The organism is Sphaerisporangium sp. NPDC005289, from assembly GCF_040607455.1.
In the GTDB taxonomy this organism is placed as follows: domain Bacteria; phylum Actinomycetota; class Actinomycetes; order Streptosporangiales; family Streptosporangiaceae; genus Sphaerisporangium; species Sphaerisporangium rhizosphaerae.
In genome coordinates, this window is sequence record NZ_JBEXGS010000034.1 from 1 (window position 1) to 11,861 (window position 11,861).

11 protein-coding genes are annotated in these 11,861 nt (G+C 70.2%); 8 read left to right on the forward strand and 3 right to left on the reverse strand.

Annotated elements, in window-relative coordinates:
- Positions 1–140: 140 nt before the first annotated feature.
- From ABZT47_RS37115 to ABZT47_RS37150, 8 genes are all read left to right on the forward strand, one after another.
- Positions 141–818: an HAD family phosphatase gene (locus ABZT47_RS37115; RefSeq protein WP_354852720.1), complete on the forward strand. Its 678-nt coding sequence runs from the start codon at positions 141–143 to the stop codon at positions 816–818.
- Between the two features lie 166 nt (positions 819–984).
- Complete coding sequence (locus tag ABZT47_RS37120; protein WP_354852722.1) at positions 985–1,476, forward strand: cellulose synthase; 492 nt, start codon at positions 985–987, stop codon at positions 1,474–1,476.
- Between the two features lie 579 nt (positions 1,477–2,055).
- Complete coding sequence (locus tag ABZT47_RS37125) at positions 2,056–3,048, forward strand: ABC transporter permease (RefSeq protein ID WP_354852723.1); 993 nt, start codon at positions 2,056–2,058, stop codon at positions 3,046–3,048.
- A gap of 56 nt (positions 3,049–3,104) precedes the next feature.
- Entirely contained in the window at positions 3,105–4,880 is a 1,776-nt protein-coding gene (locus tag ABZT47_RS37130; protein ID WP_354852725.1) for an ABC transporter substrate-binding protein, read from the forward strand.
- Between the two features lie 87 nt (positions 4,881–4,967).
- Positions 4,968–5,987, forward strand: a complete 1,020-nt coding sequence (locus ABZT47_RS37135) for an ABC transporter permease (RefSeq protein ID WP_354852727.1) — start codon at positions 4,968–4,970, stop codon at positions 5,985–5,987.
- Positions 5,984–7,009, forward strand: coding sequence for an ABC transporter ATP-binding protein (locus ABZT47_RS37140; RefSeq protein ID WP_354852729.1), 1,026 nt, complete (start codon positions 5,984–5,986; stop codon positions 7,007–7,009). The genes ABZT47_RS37135 and ABZT47_RS37140 overlap by 4 nt, the downstream gene beginning before the upstream one ends.
- Complete coding sequence (locus tag ABZT47_RS37145; protein ID WP_354852731.1) at positions 7,006–8,058, forward strand: dipeptide ABC transporter ATP-binding protein; 1,053 nt, start codon at positions 7,006–7,008, stop codon at positions 8,056–8,058. Before ABZT47_RS37140 ends, ABZT47_RS37145 begins: the two co-directional genes overlap by 4 nt.
- Before the next feature lie 154 nt (positions 8,059–8,212).
- A complete protein-coding gene (locus tag ABZT47_RS37150; protein ID WP_354852733.1) occupies positions 8,213–8,800 on the forward strand; it encodes a Uma2 family endonuclease in 588 nt (195 codons plus the stop codon).
- A gap of 47 nt (positions 8,801–8,847) precedes the next feature.
- Here the strand turns inward: ABZT47_RS37150 and ABZT47_RS37155 are convergent, their stop codons facing one another.
- The 3 genes from ABZT47_RS37155 to ABZT47_RS37165 form a co-directional block, all read right to left on the reverse strand.
- Positions 8,848–9,531, reverse strand: coding sequence for a response regulator transcription factor (locus ABZT47_RS37155; protein WP_354852735.1), 684 nt, complete (start codon positions 9,529–9,531; stop codon positions 8,848–8,850).
- Positions 9,528–10,742: a sensor histidine kinase gene (locus tag ABZT47_RS37160; RefSeq protein ID WP_354852737.1), complete on the reverse strand. Its 1,215-nt coding sequence runs from the start codon at positions 10,740–10,742 to the stop codon at positions 9,528–9,530. The genes ABZT47_RS37155 and ABZT47_RS37160 overlap by 4 nt, the downstream gene beginning before the upstream one ends.
- A 174-nt stretch (positions 10,743–10,916) precedes the next feature.
- A complete protein-coding gene (locus tag ABZT47_RS37165) occupies positions 10,917–11,726 on the reverse strand; it encodes a HAMP domain-containing sensor histidine kinase (RefSeq protein ID WP_354852739.1) in 810 nt (269 codons plus the stop codon).
- Between the last annotated feature and the right edge of the window lie 135 nt (positions 11,727–11,861).

The window sequence follows — 11,861 nt, forward strand, 5'->3', positions numbered from 1 at the left end:
GGGTCACCCTGTCGGAGGAGTTCCAGCTGCATCCCGAACAGGCCACCTCCGCCCTGATCGTCCACCACCCCGAAGCCAAATACTTCAACGTCTGACCGCCCCGAGGGCACGGAAGGGCCTCAGGTACGGTCGTCGTGTACGTGAGGGTCATCGGTGCGGGGGTAACAGTGGACGCGGTCTTCTTCGACATGGACGGGACGCTCGTCGACACCGAGAAGCTCTGGTTCCAGGCCGAGCGGTCGGTGATGCGGCGTCTCGGCGCGGGGTGGAGCGCCGCCGACCAGGAGAACCTGGTCGGCGGTTCCATGTCGGCGACCGTCGCCTACATGCTCGCCAGGAGCGGCTCCGGCCGCGACCCCGGCGAGGTGGCGGCGTGGATGATCGACACCGTCCTCGGCCTGATCGCCGAGGGCTTCGAGCTGATGCCCGGAGCGGCCGAGCTGCTGGCCGAGGTCCAGGCGGCGGGCCTGCCCACCGGCCTGGTCACCTCCTCCACCCGCCTGATGGCCGACGCGGTCCTCGGCGGCGTCCCCGGCGGCGACGCGTTCGACGTGGTGGTCACCGGCGACGACGTGGAGCGCTTCAAACCCGACCCCGAGCCCTATCTCATGGCCGCCTCCGCCCTCGGCGTGGACCCCGCGCGGTGCGCCGCCCTTGAGGACTCCCCGGCCGGCGTCGCCTCCGCCACGGCCGCCGGATGCGCGGTCGTGGCCGTCCCCAGCCTGCTCCCCATCCCGCCCGCCGCCCGCCGCCTGGTGGCGGAATCCCTCAAGCAGGTGGACCTCCCCACGCTCCGCCACCTCACCGCCTCCTCCTGAGCGCCCCTGCCGCGGACGGCCGCCCGAAGAGGCATCCCCGGCGGCGTCCCTTAGGGGACGGCATCCCCCGTGAGCCGGGGTGGAGCCATCCTCCAGGAGGAGGGGGTGGCGCCCGCTCGCGTGCCAGGATGGAGAGCGAGAGCCGTGACAAGGGGGGCGAGCCGTTATGTCCTATGACCAGATCGCCTGGTTGCCGCTGTGCGCGGGGGTGAGCGCGGCGGGGCTGGTGTTGAGCTTCCTGGCCCTGCGCAGGCGCGGGGCGGCCGCGGGCCTGCGCGGCGCCGCCTGGTCGCTGATCCCGATCGCCGCCTACCTCACCGGCGCGCTGCCCGCCCTGTGGCAGGCGGGCACGGCCGTCGCCGGGTTCCTCACCGGCCTGGTCCTGTCGCCGATGGTGTGGGCCGGGGTGATCGTGGCGGGGCTGTCGGCGCTGCTCTTCCTGGTCTCCGGCGTCATGCGCGGCAGGCGCCGCGCCGCCGCCCCCGCGGGCGAGCGTCCGGCCGGGCGAGCCGCCGCGACGGCGGGCCCGGCGCCCGGTGCCGCGGCACCCACCCAGCCGTTGCGCCGTCCGCTGCCCGGCAAACAGCCCGCCGCGCCGGCCGCCGACGACGACCTGTCCGATATCGAGGAGATCCTCAAGCGCCGCGGCATCAGCTAGCGCTCTTGGGCCGCCTCGATTCGTCCTGGCCCGGCGCGGGTCGCCCTGGGCTCGGGTGGCGCCGCGTCCCTCTGGCCCTGGCGCGGGTCTGTCGTGTCGTGAAGGAACGGCCCGGGCAAGGAGGCCGCCCGGGTGCCGCCGGATGGACGGAAGGTAACGTTCCGGTAACGTCGGTATCGAGCTCAAGATCGGTAAATCGGGGGCCGGGAGGCCCGCGATAAGATCACCAGCAGGGTCTTCCGGCCATGATTTCCGGCCTCGCGGGAGGGGCGCCGGAGGGTCTGTGGCGCCGCAGCCCCTACGCCCGCGAGGCTTCCGGCACAGTGTCACGGTTCCGCGACACAATCCCTACACCCCCAGGACATTCGCTTCAAGATCAACACGAATGAATTTCGCATGAATCACAGTTGAGCCACATAGCGTGCTCAGGTACTGGTCAGTGCAGCTCAGCACGTAGATTCTGCGTCCGGGGGTCGCACACCCGCGGCCTGCCCGAAGATGGGCGAAGCCTGTGGCCACCCGGCGGCGGGCGGCGCATCGGACAGCCACAGTCGTCTGGGATCCAGGGGGCCGACAACTATGACCTCACCGCTCGACGTCTCCGGCGCGGAGCTTCAGGCCATGCCGGAAGCCGTGCTCGAGGGGACGCAGAGCAAGGCGATCGAGGGCCGATCGCTCGGCCAGATCGCGTGGACGCGCCTCAAGCGGGACAAGGTGGCGCTCACCGGGGCCGGCGTGGTGATCTTCCTGATCCTCGTGGCGATCTTCGCCCCGCTGATCGTCTCCTGGCTGGGGCACCCCCCGAACGACTTCAACCAGGACCTCATCAGCTCCGAGACCCTCGCGCCCAAGGACGGCACCGGCATCAGCGGCGACCACCTGTTCGGCGTCGAGCCGGTCAACGGCCGCGACATCTTCAGCCGCGTCGTCTACGGCGCCCGCATCTCGCTGCTGATCGCCTTCCTGGCCACGCTGCTCTCGGTGTGCATCGGCACCGTTCTCGGCATCGTCGCCGGCTACTTCGGCGGCTGGGTCGACTCGGTGATCAGCAAGGCGATGGACATCTTCCTCGCCTTCCCGCTGCTGGTGTTCGCCATCGCGCTCGCCGGCGTCGTGCCCGACTCCGCCTTCGGCCTGTCCGGTGACGCCCTGCGCGTCTCGCTGCTGGTCTTCATCATCGGATTCTTCAACTGGCCCTACATCGGCCGCATCATGCGCGGTCAGACGCTGTCGCTGCGCGAGCGGGAGTTCATCGACGCCGCCCGCAGCCTCGGCGCCCGCGGGCCGTACATCATCTTCCGCGAGATGCTGCCGAACCTGGTGGCGCCCATCCTGATCTACGCCACCCTGCTGATCCCGACCAACATCCTGTTCGAGGCGGCGCTGTCGTTCCTCGGCGTGGGTGTGCGTCCGCCCACCGCCACCTGGGGCGGCATGCTGTCGGACGCGGTGCGGTTCTACACGATCCCGCACTTCATGTTCTTCCCCGGTATGGCGATCTTCATCACGGTGCTCGCCTTCAACCTGTTCGGCGACGGCCTCCGCGACGCCCTGGACCCGCGAGCCCGCTGAGCTCGACCCGATCTCCCCGCAAGTTCTCTGGCTCCCGACAACAAGGGGTTTTGTAGATGAAGAGAAAAACCACACTGGGGGTGACCGCCCTGGGTGCGGTTCTCGCCCTGGGGCTGTCCGCCTGTGGCGGCGGCACGGCGACGTCGCCGAGCCAGTCGGGCGCGGCGCCCGCCGGTGGTGGCGCGAAGGCGGAGTTCAACGCCGCCCTCACGCAGGTGTTCAACCCTTCCGACAAGAAGGGCGGCATCATCAAGCTGGCCAACGCCGGCGACTGGGACTCCCTGGACCCGGGTGACACCTACTACGGCTACTCCTGGGACTTCATCCGCCTGTACGGCCGCGCCCTGGTGATGTTCAAGCCGGCCCCCGGCAAGGAGAGCGCCGAGCTCGTCCCCGACCTCGCCGAGACCCTGGGCGTCCCGAGCGACGACGCCAAGACCTGGACCTACAAGCTCAAGCAGGGCGTGAAGTTCGAGGACGGCACGCCGATCACCTCCAAGGACGTCAAGTACGCCGTCGAGCGGTCTTTCGACAAGGAGGTGTTCCCCGACGGGTACACCTACTTCAACGACACGCTGAACTGGCCGAAGGGCTACAAGGGCGCCTACAAGTCCAAGGACGCCGACACCAACAGCGCGATCGAGACCCCCGACGACCAGACGGTCGTCTTCCACCTGAAGCAGTCCTACAGCGGCTTCGACTACTTCGCGCAGCTCGCGGCGACGATCCCGGTCCCCAAGGACAAGGACACCGGCGCCAAGTACAAGGAGCACGTGATCTCCTCCGGGCCGTACAAGTTCGACAAGAACGAGATCGGCAAGGGCTTCAACCTGGTCCGCAACGACCAGTGGGACCCCGCCACCGACCCCAACCGCAAGGCGCTGCCGGACGGCTACGAGGTCACCACCAACGTCAACGCCGACGACATCGACAACCGCCTGCTCTCGGGTGACCTGCACGTCGACATCGCCGGCACCGGCGCGCAGCCGGCCACCCTCGGCCGCGTGCTGACCGACCCGGCCCTCAAGGCCACCACCGACAACCCGACGATCACCCGTCTGTGGTACACCTCGGTCAACGGCAACGTGAAGCCGCTGGACAACCTCGACTGCCGCAAGGCCGTGCAGTACGCCGCGGACAAGGTCGCCTACCAGACCGCCTACGGAGGCGAGTTCTCCGGCGGTCAGATCGCCACCAGCCTGCTGCCCCCGGGCATCCCCGGCCACAAGGACATCAACCCCTACCCGGCCGGTGCCGACAACCACGGCGACGCCGCCAAGGCCAAGGAGGCCCTGACGGCCTGCGGCCAGCCGAACGGCTTCGAGACCAACATCGCCTACCGCGCCGAGCGCCCGAAGGAGAAGGCCGCCGCCGAGGCGCTGCAGCAGTCCCTGGGCAAGGTCGGCATCAAGCTCACGCTGAAGCCGTTCCCGCAGGCCGACTACTTCGCGCTGTACGCCGGCAAGCCCGGTTACGCCAAGGACAACAAGCTGGGCCTGGCCATCAACGGCTGGGGTGCCGACTGGCCCGACGGCTACGGCTTCCTGCAGCAGATCGTCGACAGCCGCGTGATCCGCGAGACCGGTGGTTCCTCCAACATCAGCGTCCGCGACCCTGAGGTGGACAAGCTGCTGGACCAGGCGAGCCTGGAGACCGACGTCGCCAAGCGTGAGCCGATCTGGGGCCAGATCGACCAGAAGGTCATGGACGACGCGTTCGTCCTTCCGGGCATCTGGGCCAAGAGCCTGCTGATCCGCGGCAAGGGCCTGACCAACGTGTACTACAGCGAGGCGTTCGGCATGTACGACTACCTCAACATGGGCCTGCAGTAGAAAGCCCGCATCATCCGTTAGATCCGACAGACACGTGAACGCGGCAGGGGGCCGGCCGACCGGCCGGCCCCCGGAGCCGGGGGGACTGTGGTCACATACATCATCCGGCGCCTGATCTGGGGTGTCGTCATGCTCGCCATCGTGAGCATGATCACATTCGCCATCTTCTTCCTGGTGCCGCGCCTGGCGGGCGCCACCTCCGAGAGCCTCGCCACCCGGTACGTCGGCCGTACCGCCACCGCGGAGCAGGTCAAGATCGCCGCTGAGAGGCTCGGCTTCAACGATCCGCTGATCGTCCAGTACGGCAGGTTCGCCAAGGGCATCGTCGCCGGCGCCGACTACAGCTACGGTCCCACCACCGAGCACTGCCCCGCGCCCTGCCTGGGTTACTCCTTCCTCAGCCGCCTGCCCGTGTGGCCCGACCTGCTCAGCCGGCTGCCGGTCACCATCTCGCTGGCCCTCGGCGCGGCCGTTTTGTGGCTGATCGCCGGCGTGGCGACCGGCGTGGTGTCGGCGCTGAGGCGCGGCAGCGTGTTCGACCGGGCCGCGATGGGCATCGCCCTGGCCGGGGTGTCGCTGCCCATCTTCTTCACCGGCATCGTCTCCCTCGTGCTTTTCAGCTACGGCCGTCCGCTCGCGATCACGGCGCCCGGCGGCAGTTTCACCCCGTTCTTCGTCAACCCCGCCCAGTGGGCCTACAGTCTGATCCTGCCGTGGATCACCCTGGCCTTCCTGTACGCCGCCGGATACGCGCGCCTCACGCGGTCGGGCATGCTGGAGACGATGAACGAGGACTACATCCGCACGGCCAGGGCCAAGGGGCTCACCGAGCGCGTGGTCGTCTTCAAGCACGGCCTGCGCGGGGCGCTCACCCCCATCCTGACCATCTTCGGCCTCGACCTCGGCCTGCTGATGGGCGGCGCGGTGCTCACCGAGAGCACCTTCTCCCTGCCCGGCATCGGCAAGTACGCCATCGACGCGATCACCAACCAGGACCTGCCGAAGGTCATGGGCGTGGTGCTGGTCGCCGCGTTCTTCGTCGTCCTGGCGAACCTGGTGGTCGACCTGCTCTACGCGGTGGTCGACCCGAGAGTGAGGCTCGCATGAGTTTTCTGGAGCTGAAGGACCTGCGGGTCCACTTCCCGACCGATGACGGCCTGGTGAAGTCGGTGGACGGGCTGTCGTTCTCCCTTGAGCGCGGCAGGACCCTCGGCATCGTGGGCGAGTCCGGTTCCGGCAAGAGCGTGACCAGCCTCGGCATTCTCGGCCTGCACAAGGGCGGCCGGGCCAAGATCTCCGGCGAGATCTGGCTGGACGGGGAGGAACTGGTCGCGAGCAGCGCCGAGCACGTCCGCACGCTGCGGGGCAAGAAGATGGCGATGATCTTCCAGGATCCGCTGTCGGCCATGCACCCCTACTACACCGTGGGCGCCCAGATCATCGAGGCGTACCGCATCCACAACCAGGTGAGCAAGGCGGTCGCCCGCAAGCACGCGATCGACATGCTCGGCCGGGTCGGCATCCCGCAGCCGGACCGCCGCGTCGACAGCTACCCGCACGAGTTCTCCGGCGGCATGCGTCAGCGCGCCATGATCGCCATGGCGCTGTCGTGCGACCCCGAGCTGCTGATCGCCGACGAGCCGACGACCGCGCTGGACGTGACCGTCCAGGCGCAGATCCTGGACCTGATGCGCGACCTGCAGCAGGAGTTCAACTCCGCGCTGATCATCATCACGCACGACCTCGGCGTGGTCGCCGAGCTGTCGGACGACATCCTGGTGATGTACGGCGGCAAGTGCATCGAGTACGGCTCGGCCGAGGGCATCTTCGAGCGCCCCGAGCACCCCTACACCTGGGGCCTGCTCGGCTCGATGCCTAGGCTCGACCGCGACCGCACCGAGCGTCTCATGCCCATCAAGGGCACCCCGCCGTCGCTGATCAACGTCCCGCCCGGCTGCGCGTTCCACCCGCGCTGCGCCTTCGAGGGGCGCACGGACGGCAGGGCGAAGACCGTGGTGCCCGAGCTCCTGGAGAGCGAGGGCGGGCACCTGGTGCGTTGCCACATGGTGCCCGAGGAACGGCGCGCCATCTGGGAGAACGAGATCAAGCCCAACCTGGAGTCGGTGTGAGCGAGACGCCCGAGGCCCTGCTGTCCGTCGACGGGCTGGAGAAGCACTTCCCGATCACCAAGGGCCTGATCAAGCGCCAGGTGGGGGCGGTCAAGGCCGTCGACGGCCTGTCGTTCGACGTGCGTAAGGGCGAGACCCTCGGCCTGGTGGGCGAGTCCGGCTGTGGCAAGACCACGACCGGGCGGCTGATCACCCGGCTGCTCGAGCCCACCGGCGGGAAGATCGTCTTCGAGGGCAAGGACATCAGCCACATGTCGCAGGGCGCGCTCCGGCCGCTCCGCCGCGACATGCAGATGATCTTCCAGGATCCCTACAGCTCGCTCAACCCGCGCCACACGGTCGGCGCGATCGTGGGCGCGCCGTTCCGCATCCAGGGCGTCAAGACCGAGCACGGCACACGGAAGGCCGTCCAGGAGATCCTGGAGCTGGTCGGGCTCAACCCCGAGCACTACAACCGCTACCCGCACGAGTTCTCCGGCGGCCAGCGGCAGCGCATCGGCATCGCCCGGACGCTCGCGCTCAAGCCCAAGCTCATCATCGCCGACGAGCCGGTGTCCGCTCTGGACGTGTCCATCCAGGCCCAGGTGGTCAACCTGCTGGAGGACCTGCAGAACGAGCTGGACCTCACCTACGTGGTCATCGCCCACGACCTGTCGGTGGTCCGGCACATCAGCGACCGGGTGGCGGTCATGTACCTCGGCAAGATCGTCGAGATCGCCGACCGCAAGGGCCTGTACGAGACGCCCATGCACCCCTACACCACGGCGCTGCTGTCGGCCGTGCCGGTGCCGGACGTCAAGGGGCGCGGCGGGCGCGACCGCATCCGCCTGCAGGGCGACGTGCCGAGCCCGATCAACCCGCCGCCGGCCTGCCGGTTCCACACGCGCTGCTGGAAGGCCCAGGAGATCTGCAAGACCGTGGAGCCGCCCCTCACGCTGCTGGCCCCCGGCCACCAGGCCGCCTGCCACTTCCCGGAGAACGTCCCCTCCCCGAACGACGCGCCCCCCGCGGACGCCGTCCCCGCCGCGCCCGGCCCGGCCGCGGAGTAACCCTGCCCGATCGCCGCGGCGGCGGGGGCTCATCTCCCAGATGAGATCCCCCGTTCGGCCGCACGCACCCTTGGCGACTTCTTAGAGTGTCCATGTCATCACGTGGAGTGGATGTGGACGTGGAGGGGCGAAGGGTGGTCGTTAAGGTATGGCCATGACGAGTCGCGTGCCCGGTGACTGGTACCGCTGGATTCCCGACCAGATCACGGCGGAGGACTACAAGGCGTTGCCTGAGGACTTCTGCCGCACGATCGAGGTGATCGACGGTCATATCGTCAAGTGCGAGAGTCCTTCACGCATGCACAACCGGGTGGGAAGACGGCTGGCCGCGACGCTGGAGCAGGCTCGCAAGCCGGAGCCCTGCCTGATGGTGGAGACCGACGTCGACGTCCGCATCAGCGACCTTCCCCTCAATCTCCGGCGCCCCGATGTCACGGTGTTCCGTTGCCTGCCGGGCGACCGGCGCCTGTACGCGACGGACGCCCTGCTCGTGGTGGAGATCGTCTCGCCGGAGAGTTCGTATCGCACCGACACCGTCGACAAGAAGGCCGCCTATGCCGCGGCCGGGATTCCGGTCTATCTCCTGGTCTTCCTCGACCAGGCGGGCGAGGAGGTGGAACTCATCGAGGAGCATCGGCTGTCCGAAGGGAGATACGAGCTGAGGTGCGGGCACACCCGGCGTCTGTCCTTCGACGATCCGGTCTCGGTGGAGGTGTCGTTCGAGGCGCTGACGTCACTATGACGCGGGGCAGGACCGGGTGAGGCGGAAGCCGGCGGTCACGTCGGTGATCAGGGGATGGCGCCGGGGGTGATCAGGCCGGTCTCGTAGGCCAGGACCACGGCCTGCACCCGGTCGCGGAGCGCCAGCTTGGTCAGCACGTTGCCCACATGGGTCTTGACGGTGGTCTCGCTGACCACGAGCTCGGCGGCGATCTCGGCGTTGGACATGCCCCGGGCGATCAGGCGCAGCACCTCCAGCTCGCGCTCGGTCAGCCGGTGCACGCGGGCGGGGGTGGCCTGCTGGTGGGCCGAGGGCAGCCGGGTGGCGAACTTGTCCAGCAGCCGCCGGGTCACGCTCGGCGCGACGATGGCGTCCCCGGCCGCCACCACCCGGATCGCCTGCACCAGCTCCTCGGGCGGCACGTCCTTCAGCAGGAAGCCGCTGGCGCCGGCGCGCAGGGCCTCGACGATGTACTCGTCCAGGTCGAAGGTCGTCAGCACCAGCACGCGGGGCACGTGGGCGCCCGGCGCGGCGTCCCGCACGATGCGCCGGGTGGCGTCGATGCCGTCGACTCCCGGCATGCGGATGTCCATGAGGACCACGTCGGGCAGCAGCGCCCGCGACTGGTCCTGGGCCGTCGACCCGTTGCCCGCCTCGCCGACGACCGTGATGTCGGGCTCGGCCTCGAGGATCAGCCGGAAGCCGGTGCGCAGCAGCGGTTGGTCGTCGACCAGCAGCACCCTGATTGTCATGTGTGTGAGTCCTTGAGGGGGAAACGGGCCCGTACCTCGAATCCGCCCCCCTGGCGCGGGCCGATTCGCAGGATTCCACCATAGAGTGAGACTCGTTCGCGTATGCCCACCAGACCGTGTCCCTGCCGGTCGTCCGGCCCCCGCGGGCTCGCCCCGTTGACGCCCGTCCCGTCGTCCTCCACCCGTACCAGCAGCTCGCCCGGGTCGTGGCGGACGGTCACCCATGCCCGCGCCGCCGGCCCGGCATGCCGCAGGCTGTTGGTGAGGGCCTCCTGGACCAGGCGGTAGGCGGCCAGGTCGATGCCCGGCGGCAGCGCTCGCCGCTCGCCCTCGACCCACAGCTGCGCCCGCAGCCCCGCCTCGCGCATCTGGTCGACCAGCCCGGGCAGGTCGCCCATGCCGGGCTGGGGCGCGCGCTCCCCGGCCTCGCCGTCGGTGCGCAGCACGCCCACGATGCCCCGCATCTCGCGCATGGCGGTCCTGCCCATCTCCTCGATGGCGACCAGGGCGTCCTTGGCGGCCTCCGGACGGGTGTCCAGCACCTTGCGGGCCGCCGCGGCCTGGACGGTCATCACGCTCACGTGGTGGGCCACCACGTCGTGCAGTTCGCGGGCGATGCGCGAGCGCTCCTCGGCGCGGGCGGCGCGGGTGTCGGCCTCCCGGGCCCGCTCCAGCCGCTCGGCCCGGTCGACGAGCTCGGCGAGGTAGGCCCGGCGCAGCCGGATCGAGCGGCCCACCACCCACACCGTCAGCGCCACGACCACGACGAACGTCTGCTGCCCCCAGCCGCCGGTGTCCGCGCCGAGGAGCATCGAGGTGAGATGGGAGAGGGAGACGACCGCGGCGGCCACCAGGCTCAGCGCCAGCCCCCGATAGGCGGCCACGGTGTAGAGCAGGATGAGCGACACCAGCCCGGTGAGCCCTGCGTCGTAGTCCAGCGCGGCCAGTGCCACCTGCGGCAGCTCGGCCAGGCACAGCAGCACGAGCGGCCAGCGCCTGCGCGGCGCCACGGCCGCGCAGGTGAGCGTGATCAGGACGAGGCTGAGCGCGTCCGGGGACCTGGTGGGGCCGACCCCGGCGGTGGGGGCGCCGGCGGCGTTGACCACGACCGTGGCGGCCGACAGCGCGGTGATGAGAAGAGCGAGGGCCGAGTCGCCGATCAGAGGATGGGCTCTGAGCCAGGCTCGCGGGCTGCCGGGGGTCGTGCGCACCCTCTCAATTTAGGACTTCCGTGCTGTTCGCCACCCTGCTGAGGATGGATATCGTCCTCATCCCGGGGAAGGACCACCGGCCGGGCGGCGGGCGGCGGCTCGGGTCCGGTGGGTCCGGGCAGGCCGCCGGCCGCCGATCGCGACGCCGGCGCGGGGGCCGGCCGGCCGGTCGGTTCAGGCGGCGCGAAAGGGGCGGGGGGCGCGCGCGACCCGCTCCAGGTCGGCGGTGTCCCCGTCGCCGGACGCGGCCACGGGCAGGCGCAGCACGAAGCTCCTCGCGCCCGACGGCCGCAGGTAGGCCCACAGCGTGCCGTGGTGGGCGTGGGCGATGCCCCGCGCGACCGCCAGGCTCAGGCAGGCCTGGTCGCCCCGGGGGAAGGTGTCCAGCCGCGTGAGGCGCTCCATCCGCTCGTGTTCCGCGGCCGCCCCGTCGCTGGTCACCGTGAGTTCGGCGCAGTCGCCGTCGCGGCGCACCCGCACGCGTACCACCGTGCCGTCGCCCTCGCCGCGCCGCGCCCGGCCGAGCAGGATGGCCAGAGCCTGCGCCAGGTCCGGCCGCACCGCCTCGACGGTGACCCCGTGGCCCGGGATGCAGACCACGTCGGCGCCTTCCGGCGCCGCCTCGGCGGCCAGTTCGCCGAGGTCGACCCGCTCGGACTCGCGCGGCTCCCCCTGCTCGGTGGTGGCGAGCAGGAGCAGGTCGCCGATGGCGGCCTGCAGGCGGCCGACGCCGGCCAGCGTCCGCTCCAGCAGCTCGCCCAGGTCGGTCTGGTCGGGGTGCATGCGCGCCTCCTCCAGTTCGGCGCGCAGGCCGGCCAGGCAGGTGCGGAGCTCGTGCGAGGCGTCGATGGCGAAGCGGCGCTGTTCCTCAAGCACGGCCGCGGTCTGGCGCATGGCCTGCTCGGCGCGGGCCGTGGCCCGATCGGCCTGCCTGCCTGCCCGGTCGAGCCGGTCGAGCGTCGCCTTGAGTATCGAATCGGTCATGTCGTCCTCCTTCCGGCCGTCTGGAGGTGAACGTCCGGCGTCACTGGTGGGCCTGTCAGGTGATGCTCTTCCAGCAAAGCACGTGGGAGGGCGGAGAACAGGGGTCTGAACTGGCACCCTTTAGACCGGGACCAC

Excerpts from the sequence above, each read along its gene's own strand:
- ABZT47_RS37155 (WP_354852735.1), bottom strand. The coding sequence starts at position 9,531 with ATGACAATCAGGGTGCTGCTGGTCGACGACCAACCGCTGCTGCGCACC.
- ABZT47_RS37125 (WP_354852723.1), top strand. The coding sequence starts at position 2,056 with ATGACCTCACCGCTCGACGTCTCCGGCGCGGAGCTTCAGGCCATGCCG.
- ABZT47_RS37120 (WP_354852722.1), top strand. The coding sequence starts at position 985 with ATGTCCTATGACCAGATCGCCTGGTTGCCGCTGTGCGCGGGGGTGAGC.
- ABZT47_RS37130 (WP_354852725.1), top strand. The coding sequence starts at position 3,105 with ATGAAGAGAAAAACCACACTGGGGGTGACCGCCCTGGGTGCGGTTCTC.
- ABZT47_RS37165 (WP_354852739.1), bottom strand. The coding sequence starts at position 11,726 with ATGACCGATTCGATACTCAAGGCGACGCTCGACCGGCTCGACCGGGCA.
- ABZT47_RS37140 (WP_354852729.1), top strand. The coding sequence starts at position 5,984 with ATGAGTTTTCTGGAGCTGAAGGACCTGCGGGTCCACTTCCCGACCGAT.
- ABZT47_RS37150 (WP_354852733.1), top strand. The coding sequence starts at position 8,213 with ATGACGAGTCGCGTGCCCGGTGACTGGTACCGCTGGATTCCCGACCAG.